Below are 23,894 nucleotides of genomic sequence, written 5' to 3'. Positions count from 1 at the left end.
CCCTACTTTTTAAGCAGGCGCAGGCCGTTGAACACCACCAGCAGACTGACACCCATGTCGGCAAAGACGGCCATCCACATCGTCGCCTGCCCCGTTAAGGTAATGGCGAGAAACAGGGCCTTGATCCCTAACGCCAGCACGATGTTCTGCTTGAGGATGACGGCGGTCTGTTGAGACAGGCGGATGAAGGCCGGGATCTTGCGCAGGTCGTCATCCATCAAGGCCACATCCGCAGTTTCGATGGCCGTGTCCGTGCCGGCGGCGGCCATGGCGAAACCGATTTCAGACTTCGCCAGCGCCGGCGCATCGTTGATGCCATCGCCGACCATCCCTACAACGTAGCCGCGCGCCTGCAATGCTTCAATGGCCTGCAATTTGTCGACTGGCAGAAGGTTGCCGCGTGCCTCGTCGATGCCTACCTGCTGTGCAATCGCATCTGCGGTGTGCGGGTTATCGCCGGTCAGCATTGTGGTCTTCACGCCAAGCGCGTGAAGCTCCTCAATTGCCTGGCGGCTGGAGTCCTTGACGGTATCGGCAACGGCGAACAGGGCAATGGCACGCTGCGGATTGCACAGCACCACCACTGTTTTACCTTGGCGTTCGAGACGCTCCAGCGTCGCTTCCAGCTCGGGTGAGCAGAGGCCAAGCTCTTCCACCAGGCGGTGGTTACCCAGGTGGAAATCTATGCCTTCGATGGTGCCTCGAACACCTCGACCCGGCAGGGCTTCGAATCCCTCAACGGCAGCAAACGTCAGGCCATTCTCAGTGGCATGCTTGGCTATTGCCTGCGAAACCGGGTGGTCAGAGCGACTGGCGAGGCTGGCAGCATGAGTACGGTAGAGTTCTGAATCCTGTTCAACCAACGGCATGTAATCGGTCTGTACCGGCTTGCCATGAGTAATGGTTCCGGTTTTGTCGAGTGCCAGGAAGCCAAGCTTGCCACCGATTTCCAGATAGACGCCGCCTTTGACCAGAATGCCTTTACGCGCCGCCGCTGCCAGGCCACTGACAATGGTGACGGGCGTCGATATGACCAAGGCGCAAGGGCAGGCGACCACCAGCAGCACCAAAGCACGGTAGATCCAGTCGTACCAGGGCTCGGCCATGAAGAGTGGCGGCACAATGGCGATAGCTAGGGCGAATAGGAATACGACAGGGGTGTATACCTTGGCGAATTGATCGACAAAGCGCTGGGTCGGCGCACGTGAACCCTGCGCCTCTTCGACCGCGTGAATGATACGTGCCAGCGTGGTGTTGGCAGCGGCGGCTAGGACGCGGTATTCCAGGGAGCCGGCTTCGTTGATGGTTCCTGCAAAAACCGGGTCGCCAATGGTTTTCTCTACGGGCAGGCTTTCCCCCGTGATGGGCGCTTGGTTGATGGTGGAGTTGCCGGACGTAACCTCGCCGTCGAGACCGATTCGTTCGCCCGGTCTTACCCTGACCAATGCGCCTACGGCGATAGTTTTAACGTCAACTTCAAGCCATGTGCCATCGATCTGCTGCACCGTGGCGCGCTCCGGCGTCAGATCCATCAGGCCGCGGATGGCATTGCGAGCCCGATCCAATGACTTCGCTTCGATCAGTTCTGCTACAGAAAAGAGGAACATGACCATGGCCGCTTCTGGCCATTGCCCAATCAGCACCGCACCGGTCACCGCGATACTCATCAGCGCATTGATGTTCAGGTTGCGGTTCTTCAGCGCGATCCAGCCCTTTTTATAGGTCGTTAGGCCGCACAGCAGAATGGCGAGCAGCGCCACGCCAGCCACAGCCCAATCTGGCGCAAGCTCGGCAAAGTGGATCACTTCCGCCGATACGGCGGCCACGCCCGAGAGCGCCAAGGGCCACCAGGCTTTCTTGCGCGGGGTTCCTTGCGCTTCTTCATTTGCTGTTGCTGAATCCTCAACCACTGGCGTGAAACCAAGGTCGCGAATCGCGGCCAGTGCTGCTGGCAATGCTTCTGCTGTGTGGCTAAACGTCAGTACGCGTTGCAGCAGGTTGAACTCCAGCGCGCTGATGCCGGGCACTGAGGAGAGCTTGTCGCGGATCAGCTTTTCTTCCGTTGGGCAGTCCATCTGTTCAATTTTGATGCGGGCTTGCCCTTCAGCAGAGAGCGGTTCTGCCTGCATTCCCAGGGACAAGATCGCCTCCTCGATGGGGGCGGTCGACGGCAAGTTGTGCCATACCCCAAGAATCCGTTTGATCAGGTTGAAGTCGAGCTTATCTACGCCTGCGAGCTTGCTCAGCTTGTCCTGAATCAGCGACTGTTCGGTAGGGCAGTCCATTTGCGCAATGCGAAAGCTGCTGAGCCTGGAGCCAGCTACGGCATTTACCGTTGAGGCTGTAGCGGAGGAGCACTTAATTGCCTCATTGGGGTCACAGCAGACATCATTTGAAACCGCTTCAGGTTTGTGTTCATCACTGCAGCAGCCAGCCATGGGGGTATCCTCATTGATCAGTTATGCAGAGTGAACACCCTGAAGCCACTACAGGGTCAAGCGTTTGTCGAAGAGGTATTTCATGAAAATTGGAGAGCTGGCCAAGCTTGCCGATTGCCAGGTTGAAACGGTTCGCTATTACGAGCGCGAGGGGCTGTTGCCGGCTCCGGCTCGCAGCGAGGGTAACTACCGCCTGTACAGCAGTGAGCACCTTGAGCGGCTTACGTTCATTCGCAACTGCCGAACGCTGGACATGACCCTGGACGAGATCAGAAGTTTGCTGGCGCTGATGGATCGGCCAGAGGAAAACTGTGAGGGTGTAAATAGCTTAGTGGATGAGCACATTGAGCATGTGCAAGCACGCGTGACCAGCCTGTTGGCGCTGCAAAAACAGCTGGTTGAGTTGCGCCACCGCTGCGCTTCTGAGCGGGGCGTAGACGAGTGCGGAATCCTCCAGCGCCTGAACACCACTGGCGGAGTCAATGCGCTTCCGGATGACGGGCACACCCATGTTGGGAAAAGCCACCGTCATTGACCATCGCCTTAGAAGAGCGCGGAAAGTATTTACAAACCCCCGGCGCGATTCACGTTGTAGTTGCCAGCCCCAGCCTTAATGGGAGCTTCGTCATCAAGATGAACCGCCCAGCTCGATAGTTGCTGTGCCTGCTGGTTGCAACGCCAAGCGAATCGACCGGTTCCTGTGCAGGACGCATGCTGTAACACAAAGCCAATCGACAGCTGCTGCGGGCCCGCTAACGTGCCATCCCTATTTAAGGAAAATGGCGAGTAAATAACGATGAGAAGCCAGAGTCACCCCTCCGCTAACCCCTGGGGTTTGCTGCTCTCTGTGTGGTTGCTGGCTGTGGCCGCAACCCTAGCCGCCTTGTTTATCGGTGAAGTCATGGGCAAAACCCCATGCGTGCTGTGCTGGTTCCAGCGCATCTTCATGTTTCCTTTGGGGGTAATGCTGACGGTCGCCTGTTATCGCGCGGACTTCGCCGTTTGGCTTTACGCCTTGCCCCTGGCCGTTATCGGTTGGGCAATCGCCCTGTATCACTCCCTGCTGTTCATGGGCATACTTCCAGAAAACCTCAAGCCGTGTAGCGCCGGAACCTCCTGTTCCGGGGCCGATATGCTGATCTTTGGTAGCGTGCCGCTGCCGCTGCTTTCCCTGGCGGCTTTCACCGCCATCGTCTTGCTTCTTGCCCTGATTCGCCGGAGAACCCTTGTATGAATAGACGTGCCATCGTACTGACCATCAGCGCTGTAACCATTGCCGGCTTTATCGCTGCGGCAGTGCTCTATCAGCGTTTTTCAGCACCTCAGGAGACTCAAGCAGTCACCCAGGCGAGCAGTTCGTTGGTACGTTTCCACTCGCCAACCCTTGGGCCAATCAAGGCGCCGGTCACCATCGTCGAGTTCTTCGACCCATCGTGCGAAAGCTGCCGGGCGTTCTTCCCCTACGTAAAGCAAATCATGGCGCAGTACCCACAGGACGTGCGTCTGGTCGTGCGCTATGTGTTGTTCCACAAAGGTTCAGAAGAGGCCGTGCGCCTGCTGGAGACGGCGCGAATGCAGGGGCTTTACGAGCCTGTGCTAGCAGCCGTGCTGGAGGCCCAGCCGCTGTGGCATGACGACGCGAAAGCGCAGAAGGCCTGGGAAGCCGCAGCAGCAGTTGGCCTGGATGTCGAGAAGGCCCGCGCCACGATGAACTCGCCGGCTATCGACGACATCCTGGCTAAAGACGCAGCGGACGTTAAGAAAGTGGGGATTCAAGGCACGCCAACTTTCTTCGTCAACGGCACGCTGCTGACGAAGTTCGGCCCGGAGCCGCTGCTAGAACTAGTGCAGAGCGAACTGCAAAAAGTACGCTAAACATAGCGACTGGCGCAAACGCTGTGGCTGCGTTATCGAGCACTTTTATGCGAACACTGGAAAACAGGATACCTCCGCCGATTGTGGCCAGTATTTTCGGGTTACTTATGTGGTTGGCAGCCTGCTATGTGCCAGGTCTCGCCTCGAAAACCTCTGGCCTGATCATCAAGGGCGGCCAGGAGGAGTTATCGAGGTTGGCGGTAAACGAGTACCGTTGTATGTCCGCGGCAAGGGCGGCGGGAATTGCGGTGCCGGAACTCTATCTCTCCGCCAACGCCAAGTAGTTAGTTATGCGCCGCATCGACCGAGATGAGAAGCTCAACCCCATCGGTTTCGAGGACAGGGTGGCATTGAGGGGCTGGCCGCGGAGCAAAAGTACAGCAAGAGCTATTTGGCCTTAAATGCCAGTACAAAGCCAGATGATGGCACCCGACTTGGCTAGTGCCCCTTTGATGGCAGCTTGACCACCGAGCCGCCTTTGGCAGGCTTACGAAACACTGGGCTCTCATCTAAGAATTCCGCAGGATCGATATTCTTACGGCGAGCAATCATAGAGGCGTATATGAGTCTTTCGCGCTCCCTATTTAATTGCTTCGTCAACTCCTGGACCTGTGCCTTGAGCACCTCGATCTGGTGATCTCGATCACGATCTCTGGCCGCTTTCAGTGAAACCTCTTGATCGAACTGTTTCTCACCACGAGCATAACTTTTGACAACTTCCTTAATACGTTGAAACTCTTTTTCAAATTCCTTGTTTCGCCAAAGGGTCGGCTTAGATACACCAGACTTATCGGTAATATACTTCCACCCAAAGTTTGAAGGATCTATCAGCTGTCTTTCAAATTGTTGCAATACCGAAAAAGCTTTACCCCATTGCTCAGTAGACGTAGTCACAATCAAGCTACTCCACATTGGAATACACAGTCGCTTGGAACAGAGCCATTGGTCCTAAATGGCTGATAGTCCTTACTCTTTTCAACTTGAATTTCGTTAAGCACCACCTCAGAATTATCTAAAATATAAGAAGCATTTCTAAAAATCGCCATTTGATGTTCGATATGCATTTCAACAGACTCTACCGGGATACCGGGTCTATTCAAGGCTTCAAAAAGCCGCGCCAACTCAATTTCTGATCTATTACGCTCTGACTCGACTTGCTTTATTTGAACTGGATCTAAAAGATCTACAACGAACTCTCTACAGCCTTTTCCTGAATTGCCGGTCAGACACTTCAGATGAAATTCGCAGGGCTTCAAATTAATATCACGAAAACAATGCCCAAGCGGACCGTAATGTACGGTTTGCAGCATATCAGTCAAAAAGGTCTGCACATTCTGGGTCGGAATATCATTGTCAGTCCAAGCCTTGACCTTATTCGCCAGATCACCAATAAAGCGGGACTGCTCAGAGAGCATAAGCTCACCGACTTTCTCAGCACGTTCTTTAGCAGTCTGATGATCGTAATGATCACCTTGACTATCAGATCTTCCCATCCACTTATTCACAATACTTGCAGCCAAGCCCGCCCGAAAAAGTGAATTAGTTTGCCAATGTCGTCCCTTGTGGGTCTGAAACGTACTTACAATCTCTTCATTGGCTACAACACCGTAACGGACAAACGCTGACTGCCCCTGCTTAGCTGGTTTTATCGCATATAGAACAGAAAAATAGCCAAGGATAGATGGAATGTGTTCGTTATACACACCGCCAAGATTGCTTGGGACAACAAATAAATAATCAGAGACTTTTTGATTTATCCCAAATGTAGCCGAACCAATCTCTACTCCATCCGCTAGAAGTTCCTCTTTAATTCCCTGGATTAGTTCTGACTTAACTTTTGTATTAACTGATACAAAAGCATCTACAACGGCACTTTTAATGCTGGCCTGTTCAACCAAGAACCCAGATACGGCAGAATGCTTAACTCTATTGCTTTTCGCGACTGGCCTATAAAAATTGATTCGTTCTTCCGAGACTCTAAGAAACGAGTAGAACCCAGCCGCATTTGCATTAGCAATGTAGGTCATGGTCTTCTGGTTGAACAGCTCTGGATAAAGTTCCTCAGCATCTAATATCGGAATGTAAGCGCGATAATCATACCCACCACTGACAATATTTCTTATTGCGGCAACTGCATCGTCACGACTAAGATATACTATCCTCGCACCATAAAGACACGACTCCCCCGTCAAGACAAAGGCTTCCAAAGAAGCCAGGCTTTGCGACTGCAACCTATCTTTTAGAGCGTGTACATCCTTAGACCGACTTCCTGCAGGTGGTCGTTTATGGAGCACCTCAAAAAACTCAGAATATAAAACAATATTGCGGCGAAACTCTATCAATTGAGCAAGTCGCTGCTTAACATCAGATCCTCGTACATAATAAACGCACTTTACCTTTCCGAGTGATTTTGAAGTTATCTTAAATCCGTTTTTTTTGTAGAATTTAAGGAGTGAAGTAGAGTCGTGCGAATTCGAGGCAAATGGTAAGTACTCACGCAAATTCTTGAGCTCAACAAGTTCTTCATCCGGCAGATACTTCAGGAGGCGCAACTGTCTTTCAGACGCTGAAACATTAGACTCTATTTTCTTAGATAGACAGTTTAGGGTAGACTCAATATGCCGATCAATTGCTTCTGTTCTTCCCTGAAAGCGATAATCGAGAGTCTCGGCATAGGAACCATCTTCAATGCTCAAAGCCCTTTTTCTGTAGGGTTCGCAGATGGCATCAATTCGGAGAACCGCTTCACAGAGGGCGGCTCTCCAGATAGTAGGGACATACCTGGCGATTGGCTCCGCACCTTTTTCTGTCCATACTCGACAATATAACTCACTGTTTATTGTAACTAAGCAGTTCTTAGGTAACCGCAGAACCTCCCCGATTCTTAGGCCTAATCCATATTGAAATGCCTGAGTCAGAACCGACAACATATCCATCTGAGCACGAAAGCTGCCATCCCACTGGTCTTGCACTGCCCACTTCAACGCTATGATTGCTTTGACCAATTCTGGAAGCGGCAGTTTATCTCCAAGGGCAACACGGCCATACTTATCTTTCTCTTGAAGATCCTGCGTACCGATGAGGTCAAAATTGCTAACGGTCAAGGAAGAATTAAAGATGAATCTGATAAAATAATTTAGCGATCTACATGCACTAGCAGGTGATTTATAGCGTGTTTGAATATATTTAAACGTTGTCATGTAGGAAGATTGATCAAGCCCTCTAAGGTTAACAACACCCTGAGCAGCCATATACTTTACCGCAGCCGATAAGTCCATAACGCGACCAGCTGATACCACCTTGTGGTCCGCCCTTCTGTCCCAGAGATAACTTACCAAGAAGACCTTATTAAGTAGCATTAACTCTGCATTAGTTTCTCCGCGAGCCAGCAAATAAACATTATGCCTTCCGTTATATAACCAGGAGAGATCCTCCCACTTTGACCCATTGAAACAACTGAGTTTTGAGAATCTCTCCTCGGCTTTGCTGGCAAGGCGGTTTAGCTTAATCCGAAGCTCCTCATGCAAAATATCCTGTGCCATTATATTTTGCACTCAGACTTCCTTCACATTAATTAGAACCACGTCCTGCCCTTCAGAGTAGGCGATTGCAGCACGGCAACCAGCTATGGCCTGGTCTATAACTGAAACTACATTAGCGGTGCTGACGGTTAGCAAGCGATCTTTTCGCTCTACCAAACCCTCCAAAGCACTTTCATGTGCTACAACATCTTTATTAGGACAAAATCTGTCACACGAATAGCAAGATACCGCCGGCTCCTCGAAGCATATAGATTGAGACGCACACTTTCCTATGACATTGAAATTTCTTGGTTCACATACGTGACTATATATATTATTTACAAGGTCACCTTCTCTCATCCAAGCAGCTGTGAATTGCTTCTGTTCAATGCGACTCAACGTAGCATTTTCTAGAATCTCCCACATTTCATGAGTGAATCTGAAGTAGTGTTTAATGCTATTCGTATCATTGTGATCGAGTAAATCGGCAAGCTCTTCTGGCGAACAACCGGACATTACTGCTTGCGTGCCAACCGTGTAACGAAATCTATATGCACACAAACTGAATTTCTTTCCGGTACGAGGGGAAAATGGCAGCCTATGTTCATTTCCCCAAAGGATATAATTAATTTTGCCACTCGACTTTTGGTAGAGTATGGCCCGCTTTGACTCATCTGAGAAATAGTCACTTGACAACCGCTCTGCATCTTCCCAGTAGTGACTTCCTAAGGTATTTCCGTCTCGTTCTAAATTTATCGATTTTGAGTTAATAAAAAGTGGTAGCTCTGCAGGATCAATACCATCGGGATTTTTTGCAGAATCTATGTAAGACTGAATAAGACTTGCAGTTCTTTCCGTGAGTATTCGAGAGCTGAATTGAACTCGCCGATTGCGCGAATCTTGCTTCACGCGCGGCACGTTAAGATAATACAATCCGCTCCTACTATCTTTAATAAAATCTTTTCTTTTCAATAAAGAAATTTGTATTGGTCTCAACCCAAAACACAAACACAGATCTAACACCAAGCGAAATTCCAACGGAAGTGCCTGGTTATTAACCTGACCTGACAGTACGGAAACTTCCTCTCTAGTAAATGGCCCTCTGGCATCATCCATTACAAATAGAGCTAAATAGGCATTTTCTTTACCTGAATAATTTCGAAGTTTATGGAAATCCTCATACACTTCAAGTGAAAGATCTTCATAGCCGCAAAGCAATAGAAACTTCAAAAATTCCTTACAAGCAGAGATATATGCTGCCTTTTCTTTATTTTCAAGCACAGAAATATTTTCCAAGAAGTCGTTGATATGAACTCCTTTGGACATCTCACGGGCAAACAAATCAAGAAACTTATATTTAATTCTAACAGTTGAAGCATGATATCTCTCCAAGATATATCTTAGATAACTCCTCGCAATCTCACTTAACTCAAAATCCAACAGATTAAGATACTGTGATGTAAGATAAACAAACTCACCCGTATCATCCGGCAGTTTTATTGCAGACCGAAAGCCACCATACTCATCAAATAATTCGATGTCATAGCCCAATCGACTTTTTACAAAAGTGCCTCCCGGCAAAAAATCTGAAAGTTCATCGTTGCCGGACAACACCCTCTGACTATGGAGTTCTTTCATTTAATCAACCAGTTGTGGCTTAAGGGCTTCTTGCTGGAGTAGGGCTTGTAACTCAGCTACTTTGGCTTGTATCGATCCTTTAGCATAATGCTCAGGCATATTACTATTCTTAGCCCAACCGCCTGCCGCCTCCTGAATAGGTGCTTTTAAAACCTTACGACTTAAACCACTTTCACCCTTAAATTTTCTATCCAGTGCCTGATTCAAAAGATCATGAAACGTATTGCGAAGGCGATGGGGGCTGAGAAGACCCACAAATTCTGGATATTGTTTTATAAGTTCATTCAGGATTGAATTAGGAGTCTGCACTGAAAGAGGACGCCCATCCCGGTAAGACAGGAAGACATAGCTTGTTGACTGCCAGCCGATGAATTCTTTTCTGACATTCACAATGTAGTGTTCAACTAATGCGGCCAGTTGATCATGCAACACCACCTGCCGGCCGAGTGTTTTAACTGAGGGGGACTCAGCGCGAGGATAATCAATCACATCTTTGTTCTTGACGATGTCGTAATACTTTCGCATTCCTGTAAGCTGGAAATTGTTCAGCTTCAACAACAACGTCTCACCTTTACGATTTCCGCCCAACATCAATAGAAGCAGGAGAATATAATTTCTCCATCGCACCTTATAAATCTTCCAAGGATTTAAATTATTGCTCTCATCAGGGTCAATAATTGCAATGAATTTAGCCTGAAGTGCAGGAGTAAGGCCGACCCTGTCTTTTTTATCGCCCCTGTAAGGGGCTTTCATATACAACTTGAAGCCGGCAGTCATCCTCTCATACGAACGCTTAGCAATTTTGAGTTGCTCTAAGTTTCGAGCGCACCGTCCCTCATAGAACAGCCACAGGTAATCTATAAATTTTTTAGCACCTCGCATGCGGGCACCATACCAATTCGGATTAACCTGCTCGCCGCTCTGTTGAGCAAAGCCGCAATACGATGAGAAAGACTCAATTTCACCGATAGTAAGCGGATTAAGATTTGCGATGCGCTCAATCAAATCTATTTTTTGAATTTCACAGAACCGATACAGGATCAGAATTGAGCTCTGATCAACTCGTATGGTATTTGGCTTCGAACCATTGTCGAATCGTTGCAAAGCATACGCGCCGGCAAATATATCAACCTGACTACTTTCAGTTACTAGCTTTAGTTTTATACCGCCCAATTTATCGAAGACGACGGTAGTGAGCGAAAAGACTGAATTCTTCAAATGAAACACCGCGCTTTTTTCACGAGCACGGAAGCCTATAGACAGGCTAAATGGGCGTCAATAATGAAACGCTACTGCTTCAATGCGATCACTTTTTCTTTTGAGTATTTAATGAAACACCGTTTCGATAATTTCACTTACCTCGGATAGCGCAAAGCCCCGAATTACGGGGCTTTGCAGAACTTATCCACAGAAAATGAAACGCTCTGTGTTTAATTTACAGCATCTTTCAGGGACTTGCCCGGTTTGAAGGCGACGGTGTTGCTGGCCTTGATCTTTACCGGCTCGCCGGTTTGCGGGTTTTTACCGGTGCGAGCACCGCGATGGCGTTGCACGAAAGTACCGAAGCCCACCAGGGTGACGCTGTCCTTGCGGTTCAGTGCGTTGGTGATTTCTTCGAGTACCGCGTTAAGTACACGGTTTGCCTGATCTTTAGTCAGATCCGCCTTATCGGCGATAGCGGCGGCGAGTTCCGGTTTACGCATAAATGCCTCTTTACGGTTTTTTGTTGTTGTGTCCGGGCTGCTCTGCGCGAGCAGATACCAAGGCGCCGCAACAGCTCTAGGCTGCGGCAGACTGAGGGAGGATGGCATGCCATTGGGCCCTGCGCCAGTCTTGTCCGACAGTTAAACCAGGCAATTTTGTGGCATATCCGACAGAACGCCCGCCATTCAGGCCAAAAGCGCAGGCAGCAGCTTATTCAGGGCCAATTTATCCTGCACGGCCGTACCGGTCAGCGCATAACCGAGCAGCGCGCCACTGCTGTCATGGCACAGCGCCTTGATATCGGCGCCGCTGCCCTCCACGCTCCACTCGCCTTGCAGGCCGCGTGGTGGCGGCGAAACCACCAGCGGGCAGACCGGGGTTTTTACCGTGACCGGCATCGGCCCGTAGCTCACCGCCGTCGGGGTGCCGGCCAGGGTTTGCGCCAGGGCACGCGCGCTGGTCATCAGCGGCATGACGTAGAGCAGGTTGATCCCGTCAACCTCGGCGCAGTCACCCAGGGCGTAGATATTGGCGTGGGAGGTGCGCAGCTGGCGGTCGACCACCACCCCACGGTTGACCGCCAGCCCGGCCGCAGCCGCCAGCTCGATACGCGGACGCAGCCCTACGGCAGACAGCACCAAGTCACACTCGATCAGCGTGCCGTCGGACAAGTGCGCTTCCAACACATCGCCTTGGTGATTCAGGCTGGCCAGCACCGGGCCGAGGTGAAAGCGCGCGCCCAACCCTTCCAGACCAGCTTGAACTGCAGCGGCGGCAGCCGGATGCAGCAAGCCTGGCATCACCTGTTCGCAGGGTGCGACCAGCTCGACCTGATAGCCACCCAGGCTCAGGTCGTTGGCAAACTCACAACCGATCAGCCCGGCGCCCAACAGCAGGACGCGCTGCTTGCCGGCCGCCGCCGTGCGAAAGCGCGCGTAATCTTCCAGGTCGTTGATCGAGAAGATCGCATCATCGGCATCACCTTCGACCGGCACACGAATCACCTCGGCGCCCCAGCCCAGCACCAGGTCGCGATAGGGCACGGCCTCTTCACCGATCCACAGCTGCTTGTGGCCCGCATCGATGCCGCTGATGCGGGTGTGGGTGCGTACTTCCGCCTTGAGCTGCTCGGCCATGGCGCCCGGCTCGGCCATGCTCAGGCCATCGGCGTCCTTGTTCTTGGCAAAGCCGGTGGACAGCATGGGTTTGGAGTACGAGCGACCGTCGTCGGCGGTGATCAGTAGCAGCGGGGTTTCGCTGTCCAGCTTGCGAAACTCACGGGCCAGGTTGTAGCCGGCCAGGCCGGTGCCGACGATGACGACAGGTGCGCTCATGCTGCATTCCTCACACAGGCCGCGCACTGCGGCGGCCGTAATAGATTTCAGGGCTGACGCGGCTCAGGCGATCTCGATCATCTCGAAATCCATCTTGCCGACGCCGCAATCGGGGCACAGCCAATCGGCGGGAATATCTTCCCAGGCCGTGCCAGGGGCGATGCCTTCATCGGGCAGGCCGAGGGCTTCGTCATAGATAAAACCGCACACCACACACTGCCACTTGCGCATAAACACCTCGGCGCTTATTCAGCTCATTCGGGGTATTCAGTATGCGCACTCGCTAAACAAAACGGCGACCCTTGGGTCGCCGCTTGTCACAGCCTGGACTCAACCGATTTCGATCATTTCAAAATCAAGCTTGCCCACGCCACAGTCGGGGCACAGCCAGTCTTCCGGGACATCCTGCCAGAGCGTACCGGCGGCGATGCCCTCATCAGGCCAGCCTTGGCTCTCGTCGTAAATCAGTCCACAGACTACACATTGCCACTTCTTCATAACTACCTCAGGCGGATCACACGGCTATTGCGCCGGGGAAACTACCGCATATGTGCAGGGGCGCCAAGCCGCCGGGCGATGAATAGCGCGCCATAGAGGCCAACCAAAGTCGGGTTCTGCCCGGCGTAGCGGCCAATCGCCGCGCCTGCTGCTACCTGTCCGGGCCCAAGGCCCATGTTAGACTCGCGCGCCTCTGCCTACGGTGAAACCTGCCCGTGCCCCACGCCGCTCTCGCTCATCCGCCGCGCTGGCTGACCGCCAACCAACTGCACCCTGCGCCCACTGCTGCGGTGCGCGATTGGCTATTCAATGAGGATTCGCTGACGCGGCGTCTGACCGCGCTGTCAGCCGATGGCTTCAGCGTCACCCCGCTGCATGAAGGCTGGCAGCGCCTGCGCAGCGATGAGTGCAACGCGCTGGGCGTAGTCAGCGGCAGCCAGGGCTGGGTGCGCGAGGTGTACCTACGCGGTCACGGCCAGCCCTGGGTATTCGCCCGCAGCGTGGCGGCGCGCAGCGCCCTGGAAGGCTCCGGCCTGGCGCTGGAGCAACTCGGCAGCCGCTCGCTGGGTGAGTTGCTGTTCAGTGACCGCGCCTTTGACCGTGGCGAACTGCAGGTATGCCGCTACCCGGCGCAGTGGCTGCCAGCAGACGCCTGCAGCGAGCGCCTGTGGGCACGCCGCTCGTGCTTTAGCCGTGGTGCACTGGGGGTGCTGGTGGCCGAGGTGTTCCTCCCCGAATTCTGGCAGGCCGCCGAGCTCGACACGCCGTAGGGTGGATGTCGTTTTTACATCCACCTTGCAGCCACCCTGGTGGATCGATAAAGCGTGATCCACCCTACGCCCTCCGTATAATCAGCCGCACCTCGCATGGAGACGCGCTCGATGTATACCCGCCTGCTGCATTCACTCAACCGCCTGCACCCGCGCGCCTGGGACTTTATCCAGCTGATGCGCCTGGACAAGCCCATCGGCATCTACCTGCTGCTGTGGCCAACGCTGTGGGCCTTGTGGGTGGCGGCCGAGGGCGTGCCGAGCGCGAAAAACCTGTTTATCTTCGTAGTCGGCGTATTGCTGATGCGCGCCGCCGGCTGCGTGATCAACGATTATGCCGACCGCAACTTCGACGGCCATGTCAGCCGCACCAAGGCGCGGCCGCTGGCCAGCGGCAAGATCCAACCGCGCGAGGCGTTGATCCTGTTCGCCGTGCTGGTGGCGGCCAGCTTTGTGCTGGTGCTGTTTACCAACGCCACCACCATCTGGCTGTCGTTCGGCGGCCTGGCTCTGGCCGCCTGTTACCCCTTTATGAAGCGCTACACCTTCTACCCACAGGTGGTGCTCGGTGCGGCGTTTTCCTGGGGCATGCCGATGGCGTTTACCGCCGAAACCGGCAATCTGCCGCCGGAAGCCTGGCTGCTGTATATCGCTAACCTGCTCTGGACAGTGGCCTACGACACCTACTACGCCATGGCCGACCGCGAAGACGACCTGAAGATCGGCGTGCGCTCTACTGCCATTCTGTTTGGCGATGCCGACCGCCTGATTATCGTCATCCTCCAGGGGCTGGCGCTGCTCTGCCTGATGCTGGCGGCGGCGCGCTTCGAGCTGGGCCTGTACTTCCACCTCGGCCTGCTGGTGGCCGCCGGCTGCTTTGCCTGGGAGTTTCACAAGACCCGCAACCGCAAGCCGATGGCCTGTTTCAATGCCTTTCTGCACAACCATTGGGCAGGCTTGGCGATCTTTATCGGTCTGGTACTGGACTACGCCTTGCGCAGCTAGAAAGAAGCTTTGCCGCGCGCCTGTCATATCGCTGCAATAATTCCGTTATCTAATGCAGCCCATTACAGCGAGATGACCCGAGGCTTGACCCATGGTTGGCAAGAACATCCTGATCGTCGATGACGAAGCACCGATCCGTGAAATGATCGCCGTAGCCCTGGAAATGGCCGGCTACGAGTGCCTGGAAGCGGAGAACACCCAGCAGGCGCACGCCATCATCGTCGACCGCAAACCCGATCTGATCCTGCTCGACTGGATGCTCCCCGGCACCAGCGGCATCGAACTGGCGCGGCGCCTCAAGCGCGATGAGCTGACCGGCGATATTCCGATCATCATGCTCACCGCCAAGGGCGAAGAGGACAACAAGATCCAGGGCCTGGAAGTCGGCGCCGACGACTACATCACCAAGCCGTTCTCCCCGCGTGAACTGGTCGCCCGCCTCAAGGCCGTGCTGCGCCGTGCCGGCCCGACCGACAGCGAGGGGCCGATCGAAGTCGGTGGCCTGCTACTCGACCCGGTCAGCCACCGCGTGACCATCGACGGCAAACCGGCCGAAATGGGCCCCACCGAATACCGCCTGCTGCAGTTCTTTATGACCCACCAGGAGCGCGCCTACACCCGTGGTCAGCTGCTCGATCAGGTCTGGGGTGGCAACGTGTATGTCGAGGAGCGTACCGTCGACGTGCATATCCGCCGCCTGCGCAAAGCGCTTGGCGAGGTTTACGAAAACCTGGTGCAGACTGTACGTGGCACGGGTTACCGTTTCTCCACCAAGAGCTGAGCCACTGCACGACCTGGCAACCATGGATTGATTGGCGGATGAGTTTGAATTGAATCAAGACTGGCGCGGCCCCCTGATACGTCGCTTGTTGCTGCTGGTCGGTGTCTGCCTGCTGCTCGGGCTGATCACTGGCGAATACGCCTGGACCCTGCTACTCGGCCTGGCCGGCTACCTCGGCTGGCACCTGCAACAACTGTTGCGTTTGCACAAATGGCTGCGCACCCGCCAGGGTGATGAAGCACCGCCCGATGGCTACGGCCTGTGGGGCGAAGTGTTCGACAGCATCTATCACCTGCAGCGCCGCGACCAGAAAGTCCGTGGCCGCCTGCAGGCAGTGATCGACCGCGTACAGGAGTCGACCGCCGCGCTGAAAGATGCGGTGATCATGCTCGACCGCGACGGCAACCTGGAATGGTGGAACATCGCCGCCGAAAAACTCCTGGGCCTGAAAACCCCACAGGACAGCGGCCAACAGATCACCAACCTGGTGCGCGACCCGCGCTTTATCGAGTATTTCGAGAACCACAATTACAACGAGCCGCTGGAGCTGCCGTCGCCGGTCAGCGACCGTTTGCGCCTGCAATTCCATATCACCCAGTACGGCAATCGTGAGCACCTGATGCTGGTGCGCGACATCACCCGCCTGTATCAGCTGGAGCAGATGCGTAAGGACTTCGTCGCCAACGTCTCCCACGAGCTGCGCACGCCACTGACGGTGATCGCCGGCTACCTGGAAACCCTGTTAGATAACGTCGAGGACGTTAATCCGCGCTGGCTGAGGGCGCTGCAGCAGATGCAGCAGCAAGGCGGGCGGATGCAGAACCTGCTCAATGACCTGCTCTTGTTAGCCAAGCTGGAAGCCACCGACTACCCCTCGGACAACCAACCGGTGGCCGTTGATCTGCTGCTGCTGAGTATCAAGAACGATGCCCAGGCGCTGTCCGGCGAGCGTCATCACCGCATCAGCCTGGAAGCCGATCCGCATATCAAGCTCAAGGGCAGCGAGACGGAACTGCGTAGCGCCTTTTCCAACCTGGTGTTCAATGCGGTGAAATACACCCCGGACGAAGGCGAGATTCATGTGCGCTGGTGGGGCGATGAACAGGGTGCGCACCTCAGCGTGCAGGACAGCGGCCTGGGTATTGAGGCCAAACATCTGCCACGCCTGACCGAGCGTTTCTACCGGGTCGACTCCAGCCGCGCCAGCAACACCGGCGGCACCGGTCTGGGCCTGGCCATCGCCAAGCATGTGCTGCTGCGCCACCGCGCGCGGCTGGATATCGCCAGCCGTCTGGGCAAGGGCAGCACCTTCACCTGCCACTTCCCCATGCTGCAAGTGGTGCGGCGCGGCCAGTAACCGCAGCGTACTTGCAAAGCCGGCAGCCAGCCCCCACCCTTTAGCGGTCATTCACTACCCGAACCTTCTATGGACCCCTCCACGAGTTACGTCGCCAGCAACTATTTCGCCGATTTCGGCCTCGTCCTCTTCGCCCTGTTTCTGGTGCTGCTCAACGGCTTCTTCGTCGCCGCCGAGTTCGCCATTGTTCGCTTACGTGCCACCAAGGTCGATGCCTTGGCAGAAGCCCACGGCTGGCGCGGGCATATCCTGCGCACCGTACACAACCAGATGGACGCCTACCTGTCGGCCTGCCAATTGGGCATCACCCTGGCCTCCCTCGGCCTCGGCTGGGTCGGCGAACCCGCCTTTGCCCACCTGCTCGAACCGCTGCTCGCCGCCATCGGCATTGAGTCACCGAAGCTGGTGCATGGCATCGCCTTCTTTAGCGCCTTCGCGATCATTTCCTATCTGCATATCGTGATCGGCGAGCTGGCACCAAAATCATGGGCCATCCGCAAACCCGAGCTGCTCTCGCTGTGGACGGCCGTGCCGTTGTACCTGTTCTACTGGGCCATGTACCCGGCGATTTTCCTGCTCAACGCCAGTGCCAACGCCATTCTGCGCGTGGCCGGCCAGGGCGAGCCGGGGCCGCACCATGAGCACCACTACAGCCGCGACGAACTCAAGCTGATCCTGCACTCCAGCCGCGCCAGCAACCCCAGCGACCAGGACATGCGCGTACTGGCCTCGGCCGTGGAGCTGGGCGAACTGGAAGTGGTGGACTGGGCCAACTCCCGCGAGGACTTGGTCTACCTACCACTGACGGCTGCCTTGGATGAAGTATTCAGCGTATTTCGCCGGCACAAGTACAGCCGCTACCCGATCTACGACGAGACCAGCGGCGAGTATGTCGGCGTATTGCATATCAAGGATCTGCTGTTGCACCTGTCGCTGCTGGAGATGTTGCCCTCGGCGTTGAAGCTGGCCGAGCTGATGCACCCCATCGAGCGGGTTGGCCGGCATATGCCGCTGTCCAACCTGCTGGAACAGTTCCGCCAGGGCGGCTCGCACTTCGCCCTGGTCGAGGAAGCCGACGGCAAGGTAATTGGCTACCTGACCATGGAAGACGTGCTCGAGGCCCTGGTCGGCGATATTCAGGACGAACACCGCAAGGCCGAACGCGGCATCCTCGCCTATCAGCCGGGCAAGCTGCTGGTACGCGGCGACACGCCACTGGCCAAAGTCGAGCGCCTGCTCGGCGTCGACCTCGATCACGTCGAAGCGGAAACCCTCGCCGGGCTGATCTACGAAACCCTCAAGCGCATGCCCGAGGAAGAGGAAGTGCTGGAAGTCGACGGCCTACGCATCATCGTCAAGAAGATGAAAGGCCCGAAGATCGTGCTGGCCAAGGTGCTAAAGCTCGATTGAGCATCCTCGCCGCCTTGTAGGATGGGTTACTCCCCACCCACCGCGAAGTTAGGCAGACTGTCGACCGGCTGGGCGAAGTTGAAGGGGATCGATTCCAGCGCCAGGCCGACATTGCGCTGCACCACGAAATGCAGGTGCGGGCCGGTGCTGTTGCCGGTATTGCCGGAGCGCGCGAGTATGCTGCCGGCGTGCACGCGGCTGCCTTCGCTGACCGCCACAGAGCCCTTCATCAGGTGCAGATAAACGCCCATGGTGCCGTCGTCATGGAGGATACGTACGTAGTTGCCGGACGGGTTGTTGCCACGACCGCCCTGCTGATTTTCGGTTTTCACCACAATGCCGCCGCGCGCCGCAACAATCGGCGTGCCTTCGGGCATGGCGATATCCATGGCGTAGCGGCCTTTCGGCGTGAAGTGGCTGTACTGGCCATTGGCGCCCTGGGTCAGACGGAACGGGCCACCGCGCCACGGCAACGGGTAGCTCTTCTGCGTCGGTAGCAGGCGCGGATCGCCCATGGCGTAACGCAGCTTGGGGGTGTAACGCATGGGTTTGCTGGCATCGCGCGGAGCCAGGGTGGCCAGGCGAATATTGCTGCGCGGCGGCAACACCCAGCTGATCGGCTTGTTCGGCACGCCGGTGACGTTGTCAGTGGCTTCCAGACGCAGTTCGATCTGCACCGGTGCGTACAGGTCGTTGCGTACCAACAGGGTTTCACCCGCTTCGTGTTTCTTGGTTTCCAGCTTTACCTGGTTGTCCAGGCGCTCAACCATGCGGTCGCGAAACACGAACACCTGCGCACCGGGCGCGGCCTGGTCGGTATAGGTGACCACGCCGTTGGCATCGGTGTACTTATAAATAGTCAACGCCACTGCCTGGCCGGCAAGGGTCAACAAACTGCAGAGAAGTATCAAACGCCCTAGCATAACGACTCGGATCTTATGATTTGTCTGTGTCCGGACCCTTGAGATTAGCAGCGCTACCGCCGCCGTGCGAGGCACTAAGGGTCAGGCTGTGAACCGGCTCACCGCCATCGGTCGGCATGGCTCGCCAGGCTTTCCCCGGATGGCATCCGGGCTAAGGCTTGCGTGCAACAGATAACGGGGAGATCGCAGGTAGGTTGCCGGTGTACAGCGCAGCCCAACCTAAGCACCCGGGCTGAAGTGCTTCTGCGCGGTGCCTCGAGCGATCAGCCGGGAGATGTAGTCGAGCTTCTGCGGGTCGCGGTCGACGAATCTGAAGGTCAGTTGCAGCCACTCGCTGTCCGGTTTTGGCTCAAAGGCCGCGACGGCATGCAGATAGCCATTGAGTCGCGCCGTTTCTGCCGCCTCGCCCTGCTCCAGATCAAGCACCGCGCTTTCCAGCACCTGCGGCAGCTCCTCGGTGCGTTTGACCACCAGCAGCGCTTCCTTGAGGCTCAGGGCCTTGATCACGCAAGACATGCTGGCGCCACCGGGCAAGCGCAACTGGCCCTGACCACGCCCGCTGGGCGCGCTGGCAGCCGCTGCTTTGGCAGCAGGTTTGCCGGCAAAGGCCGCGGCAGCTTGCACCGCTGGCCCTGCTGCGGGTTTGACTACATCGGCTTTGCCGCCCGTCAGGGCGGACAGCGAGTCGTTGGCAAAAGAGCCGCTGCTGAGCATTTTCGGCGGCGCGCTGGACATCAGCGCCTGCAATTTGCCGGCACGGCTGAGGGCCTTTTTCACCTTGGTGATCAGCTGTTCGTTGGAAAAGGGTTTGCCGATAAAGTCGGAAACGCCGGCCTGAATCGCCTGCACCACGTTCTCTTTGTCACCGCGGCTGGTGACCATGATAAACGGGACGATCTTCAGGGCTTCTTGTTCGCGGCACCAGGTGAGCAGTTCCAGGCCAGACATTTCCGGCATTTCCCAGTCACAGAGAATCAGGTCAACCGGCTGGCGCGTCAGCATCTGCAGAGCTTTGCGCCCGTTGACGGCTTCCTCAATCTGGATGCCTGGAAAGTGGTCGCGTAAACCCTTCTTCACCAAATCGCGGATAAAGGTTGCGTCGTCCACTACCAGCACGCTGACTTTGCTCATCGGCCACTCCTGTTCTGATGGCCTTAAGCATAGTCACGGCTACTGGCCAAAGGCCAACCGAAATGCACCATATGTCGCGATCAGGTGCATCTTGGCCATGTAGGCCCGCACGGGCAGCGCGTCAACGCCGCCCACAACAGCCGACTCAGTGGCCTTTTTTGGTGCCCTGCACTTCTTCCTGCATACGAGTCAGACCGATGTGTTTGACGTCGGTGCCGCGGACCAGGTAGATCACCAGTTCGGCGATATTGCGTGCGTGGTCGCCGATGCGCTCCAGTGAACGCAGAGCCCAGATGATGTTGAGCACGCGCGAAATCGAGCGCGGGTCTTCCATCATAAAGGTCACCAGCTCACGCAGTGCGGTCTTGTATTCGCGGTCGACGGTCTTGTCGTACTGCGCCACTGACAGCGCCAGGTCGGCGTCGAAACGGGCGAACGCGTCCAGCGCTTCCTGCACCATCCGGCGCACCTGATCGCCGATATGCCGCACTTCCACATAACCGCGCGGTGCTTCGCCTTCTTCGCACAACAGGATCGCGCGCTTGGCGATCTTGGTCGCTTCGTCGCCGATGCGCTCGAGATCGATAACCGACTTGGAGATGCTGATGATCAACCGCAGGTCGGACGCGGCCGGCTGACGACGGGCGAGAATGCGCACGCACTCCTCGTCGATATTGCGTTCCATCTGGTTGATCTGGTCATCGATCTCGCGCACTTGCTGAGCCAGACCGGAGTCGGCATCGATCAGCGCGGTGACCGCGTCATTGACCTGCTTCTCGACCAGGCCGCCCATCGCCAGCAGGTGGCTACGCACCTCCTCCAGCTCGACGTTGAACTGCTGGGAGATGTGCTGGGTAAGGTTTTCTTTGTTGATCATGTGCAAACCCTTGAATGAACCGAATAACGTCTCTGCTTAGGATGGGCTTGCCATCAGCCGTAACGACCGGTGATGTAGTCCTCTGTCTGTTTCTTCGCCGGGTTGGTGAACAGCGTATCGGTATCACCGAACTCGATCAGTTTGCCCATGTACATAAACGCCGTGTAATCCGAGACCCGCGCCGCCTGCTGCATGTTGTGGGTCACGATAACGATGGTGTACTTGGATTTCAGTTCGTAGATCAGCTCTTCGACTTTCAGCGTGGAAATCGGGTCGAGGGCCGAGCAGGGTTCGTCGAGCAGCAGCACTTCCGGCTGGACCGCCACGGTACGGGCGATCACCAGGCGCTGCTGCTGACCACCGGACAGGCCGAGCGCCGACTCGTGCAGACGATCCTTCACTTCATCCCACAGCGCCGCGCTTTTCAGTGCCCATTCCACGGCTTCATCGAGCACGCGCTTCTGGTTGATGCCCTGGATGCGCAGGCCGTACACCACGTTCTCGTAGATGCTCTTGGGGAACGGGTTAGGCTTCTGGAACACCATGCCGACGCGACGACGCAGCTCGGCGACATCTTCGCCCTTGCGGTAGATGTTCTTGCCGTCGAGGTTGATTTCGCCTTCCACGCGGCAACCGTCGACCAGATCATTCATCCGGTTGAAGGTGCGCAGCAGGGTCGATTTACCGCAACCGGACGGGCCGATAAAGGCCGTCACGCGCTGGTTGGGAATGCTCATCTTGACGTCGAACAGCGCCTGCTTGTCGCCGTAGTAGAGGTTCAGACCCGGTACGTCGATGGCCACGCGCTCGTTGGCCATGTTCAGGCCCTGGCGGTCGCGGCCGAGGGCCGCCATGTCGATACCGTGTGTATGTGTTTCGTGCTGCATGGGATGCTCCCTACGCTAACAAATGCGTTAAGCCGCCGCGGCCAGCAGGCCGCGGCGCGATGATTAGTGATCCAGCGCCTTGTACTTCTCGCGCAGGTGGTTGCGGATATACACCGCCGCCATGTTCAGCACCACGATGACCAGCACCAGCAGCAACGCGGTGGCGTACACCAGCGGCCGCGCGGCTTCGACGTTGGGGCTCTGGAAGCCGACGTCGTAGATGTGGAAGCCCAGGTGCATGATCTTCTGATCGAGGTGCAGGTACGGGTAGTTGCCATCCACCGGCAGGCTCGGCGCCAGCTTGACCACGCCCACCAGCATCAGCGGCGCCACTTCGCCAGCGGCGCGGGCCACGGCGAGAATCAGGCCGGTCATCATCGCCGGGCTGGCCATGGGCAGCACCACGCGCCAAAGGGTTTCCACCTTGGTCGCACCGAGGGCCAGAGAGCCCTCACGCACCGCCCGCGGAATCCGCGCCAAACCTTCTTCGGTGGCCACGATCACCACCGGCAGGGTGAGGATCGCCAGGGTCAGCGAGGCCCAGAGCAGGCCCGGCGTACCGAAGGTCGGTGCCGGTGCGGCTTCCGGGAAGAACATGCGGTCGAGCGAGCCACCCAGCACGTAGACGAAGAAGCCCAGGCCGAACACGCCGTAAACGATGGCCGGCACACCCGCCAGGTTGTTTACCGCGATGCGGATTACCCGGGTCAACGGGCCCTGCTTGGCGTATTCACGCAGGTAAATGGCCGCCACCACGCCGAACGGGGTAACAATCACGGCCATGATCAGGGTCATCATCACCGTGCCGAAAATCGCTGGGAAGATGCCGCCTTCGGTGTTGGCCTCACGTGGGTCGTCGCTGACAAATTCCCACAGCTTGGCAAAGTAGAAGCCGAGCTTGTCAGCCGTGCCCATGGCATTGGGCTGGAAGGCTCGCACCACTTTGCCCAGGCTGATGGTCACTTCACGGCCATCAACCGTCTTGAGCGTGACGCTGTCGCGATTGAACGCTTGATTGAGGGCGATCAGCTTGGTTTCCAGCACCTTGTACTCGGCATCCCACTGCGCGCGTTCTGCGTCCAGCTCAGCCTGGGCGACTTCATCCAGCTTGCCCTGCAGCTCCAGCTTGCGGGTTTGCAGACGGATGCGCTCCAGGCCCGCGTTGATCCGCCCGATGTCTTTCTTCTCCAGGCGCACCAGGTTCTTGTGCAGCTGCTCGACGCGCTCGATGCGCTCCTGCAGCACCGGCCAGCTGGCATCGCCTTCGGCGACCAGTTCACCGGCCTCCTTGACGTTGACCAGGTAGCCGTAGAAGTTGCCCCACTCGCGGCGCTCCAGCGCCGTGAGGTTTTCCGGGGTGCGCAGGTTGCTCAGCCATTCGCCGACCACCCAGGTGAAGTCCGCGCCATACACATCGCGGTTACCCACTTTGAATAGCTCGCGGGTCATAAACTCGCCGCCTTCAGCCTGCACCGGCAAGCCGGAAGCAGCCAGACGGGCGCGCGGCACTTCTTCGATCTGGGTGATCTCGCCAGCCATTACTTTGGCTTCCTGGCCAGGGATCTGGTAGTGAGCCTAAACGAAATCCGCCGGCCAGAAGTGACCGAGGCCGCGCACGGCGATCACCATCATCAGACCGAGAGTCATGATCACGGCGATGGACACCGCGCCGGCATTCATCCAGATCCACGGCGTACCGCTCTTGAACCAGGTTTTCAGGTTGTTCTGTTTCACGGACATATACC

The 23,894-nt window shown here is 56.2% G+C and carries 21 protein-coding genes and 2 pseudogenes; 9 read left to right on the top strand and 14 right to left on the bottom strand.

The window, feature by feature from the left end:
- Positions 1-2: 2 nt before the first annotated feature.
- Positions 3-2,285, bottom strand: a complete 2,283-nt coding sequence (locus tag Q8M42_RS07890; RefSeq protein WP_167144326.1) for a heavy metal translocating P-type ATPase — start codon at positions 2,283-2,285, stop codon at positions 3-5.
- Between the two features lie 235 nt (positions 2,286-2,520).
- Between Q8M42_RS07890 and cadR the strand changes: the two genes are divergently transcribed.
- The 4 genes and pseudogenes from cadR to Q8M42_RS07870 all read left to right on the top strand — a co-directional run.
- Positions 2,521-2,973, top strand: coding sequence for a Cd(II)/Pb(II)-responsive transcriptional regulator (gene cadR, locus Q8M42_RS07885; protein ID WP_167143962.1), 453 nt, complete (start codon positions 2,521-2,523; stop codon positions 2,971-2,973).
- A gap of 261 nt (positions 2,974-3,234) precedes the next feature.
- A complete protein-coding gene (locus Q8M42_RS07880) occupies positions 3,235-3,672 on the top strand; it encodes a disulfide bond formation protein B (protein WP_167143966.1) in 438 nt (145 codons plus the stop codon).
- Positions 3,669-4,313, top strand: coding sequence for a thioredoxin domain-containing protein (locus Q8M42_RS07875; RefSeq protein WP_167143970.1), 645 nt, complete (start codon positions 3,669-3,671; stop codon positions 4,311-4,313). The genes Q8M42_RS07880 and Q8M42_RS07875 overlap by 4 nt, the downstream gene beginning before the upstream one ends.
- Before the next feature lie 143 nt (positions 4,314-4,456).
- Positions 4,457-4,713: pseudogene (locus Q8M42_RS07870) on the top strand (HipA domain-containing protein); the annotation flags it as partial.
- A gap of 38 nt (positions 4,714-4,751) precedes the next feature.
- On the opposite strand, the gene Q8M42_RS07865 reads toward Q8M42_RS07870, so the two are convergent.
- The 8 genes from Q8M42_RS07865 to Q8M42_RS07830 all read right to left on the bottom strand — a co-directional run bounded on the left by Q8M42_RS07865 (position 4,752) and on the right by Q8M42_RS07830 (position 13,008).
- Positions 4,752-5,207, bottom strand: a complete 456-nt coding sequence (locus tag Q8M42_RS07865; protein ID WP_167143973.1) for a hypothetical protein — start codon at positions 5,205-5,207, stop codon at positions 4,752-4,754.
- Positions 5,208-5,209: 2 nt separating this feature from the next.
- Positions 5,210-7,867 carry a hypothetical protein gene (locus Q8M42_RS07860; RefSeq protein ID WP_167143976.1) on the bottom strand — a complete coding sequence of 886 codons (2,658 nt, stop codon included), beginning with the start codon at positions 7,865-7,867 and terminating at the stop codon, positions 5,210-5,212.
- On the bottom strand, positions 7,868-9,472 hold the full coding sequence (locus Q8M42_RS07855) for a site-specific integrase (protein WP_257776547.1): 1,605 nt from the start codon (positions 9,470-9,472) through the stop codon (positions 7,868-7,870).
- On the bottom strand, positions 9,473-10,690 hold the full coding sequence (locus Q8M42_RS07850) for a tyrosine-type recombinase/integrase (protein ID WP_257776546.1): 1,218 nt from the start codon (positions 10,688-10,690) through the stop codon (positions 9,473-9,475).
- A gap of 212 nt (positions 10,691-10,902) precedes the next feature.
- The gene (locus tag Q8M42_RS07845; RefSeq protein WP_090250753.1) at positions 10,903-11,175 is read right to left on the bottom strand and encodes an HU family DNA-binding protein; all 273 of its coding nucleotides are present in this window, start codon (positions 11,173-11,175) and stop codon (positions 10,903-10,905) included.
- Positions 11,176-11,361: 186 nt separating this feature from the next.
- Positions 11,362-12,510: an NAD(P)/FAD-dependent oxidoreductase gene (locus Q8M42_RS07840; RefSeq protein ID WP_304870860.1), complete on the bottom strand. Its 1,149-nt coding sequence runs from the start codon at positions 12,508-12,510 to the stop codon at positions 11,362-11,364.
- A 63-nt stretch (positions 12,511-12,573) separates the two neighbouring features.
- Complete coding sequence (locus Q8M42_RS07835; protein ID WP_304870862.1) at positions 12,574-12,741, bottom strand: rubredoxin; 168 nt, start codon at positions 12,739-12,741, stop codon at positions 12,574-12,576.
- 99 nt (positions 12,742-12,840) lie between these two features.
- Positions 12,841-13,008: a rubredoxin gene (locus tag Q8M42_RS07830; RefSeq protein WP_090240746.1), complete on the bottom strand. Its 168-nt coding sequence runs from the start codon at positions 13,006-13,008 to the stop codon at positions 12,841-12,843.
- Positions 13,009-13,223: 215 nt separating this feature from the next.
- Between Q8M42_RS07830 and Q8M42_RS07825 the strand changes: the two genes are divergently transcribed.
- The 5 genes from Q8M42_RS07825 (at position 13,224) to Q8M42_RS07805 (ending at position 18,331) form a co-directional block, all read left to right on the top strand.
- Positions 13,224-13,778 (top strand): chorismate lyase, encoded by a 555-nt coding sequence (locus Q8M42_RS07825; protein ID WP_304870867.1) that lies wholly within the window; start codon positions 13,224-13,226, stop codon positions 13,776-13,778.
- A 111-nt stretch (positions 13,779-13,889) separates the two neighbouring features.
- A complete protein-coding gene (gene ubiA, locus Q8M42_RS07820; RefSeq protein WP_304870869.1) occupies positions 13,890-14,783 on the top strand; it encodes a 4-hydroxybenzoate octaprenyltransferase in 894 nt (297 codons plus the stop codon).
- A gap of 91 nt (positions 14,784-14,874) precedes the next feature.
- The gene (phoB, locus tag Q8M42_RS07815; RefSeq protein WP_090379663.1) at positions 14,875-15,564 is read left to right on the top strand and encodes a phosphate regulon transcriptional regulator PhoB; all 690 of its coding nucleotides are present in this window, start codon (positions 14,875-14,877) and stop codon (positions 15,562-15,564) included.
- A gap of 49 nt (positions 15,565-15,613) precedes the next feature.
- Entirely contained in the window at positions 15,614-16,921 is a 1,308-nt protein-coding gene (phoR, locus tag Q8M42_RS07810) for a phosphate regulon sensor histidine kinase PhoR (RefSeq protein WP_304870873.1), read from the top strand.
- A 69-nt stretch (positions 16,922-16,990) separates the two neighbouring features.
- Positions 16,991-18,331 carry a hemolysin family protein gene (locus Q8M42_RS07805; protein WP_304870875.1) on the top strand — a complete coding sequence of 447 codons (1,341 nt, stop codon included), beginning with the start codon at positions 16,991-16,993 and terminating at the stop codon, positions 18,329-18,331.
- Between the two features lie 26 nt (positions 18,332-18,357).
- Here Q8M42_RS07805 and Q8M42_RS07800 read toward each other — a convergent pair whose 3' ends face one another.
- The 5 genes and pseudogenes from Q8M42_RS07800 to pstA form a co-directional block, all read right to left on the bottom strand.
- The gene (locus tag Q8M42_RS07800; protein ID WP_304870877.1) at positions 18,358-19,254 is read right to left on the bottom strand and encodes a peptidoglycan DD-metalloendopeptidase family protein; all 897 of its coding nucleotides are present in this window, start codon (positions 19,252-19,254) and stop codon (positions 18,358-18,360) included.
- A 219-nt stretch (positions 19,255-19,473) separates the two neighbouring features.
- Positions 19,474-20,385 (bottom strand): response regulator, encoded by a 912-nt coding sequence (locus tag Q8M42_RS07795; protein WP_304870880.1) that lies wholly within the window; start codon positions 20,383-20,385, stop codon positions 19,474-19,476.
- Between the two features lie 145 nt (positions 20,386-20,530).
- Positions 20,531-21,262: a phosphate signaling complex protein PhoU gene (gene phoU, locus Q8M42_RS07790; RefSeq protein ID WP_304870882.1), complete on the bottom strand. Its 732-nt coding sequence runs from the start codon at positions 21,260-21,262 to the stop codon at positions 20,531-20,533.
- A gap of 53 nt (positions 21,263-21,315) precedes the next feature.
- Positions 21,316-22,149 carry a phosphate ABC transporter ATP-binding protein PstB gene (gene pstB, locus Q8M42_RS07785; protein ID WP_304870884.1) on the bottom strand — a complete coding sequence of 278 codons (834 nt, stop codon included), beginning with the start codon at positions 22,147-22,149 and terminating at the stop codon, positions 21,316-21,318.
- A 63-nt stretch (positions 22,150-22,212) separates the two neighbouring features.
- Positions 22,213-23,889 (bottom strand): annotated as a pseudogene (gene pstA, locus Q8M42_RS07780) (phosphate ABC transporter permease PstA).
- Positions 23,890-23,894 lie beyond the last annotated feature (5 nt).

This window comes from Pseudomonas sp. (genome assembly GCF_030684895.1).
GTDB lineage: Bacteria > Pseudomonadota > Gammaproteobacteria > Pseudomonadales > Pseudomonadaceae > Aquipseudomonas.
Note: the sequence above shows the minus strand (reverse complement) of the source record. Positions and strands in the feature narration are given on the sequence as shown.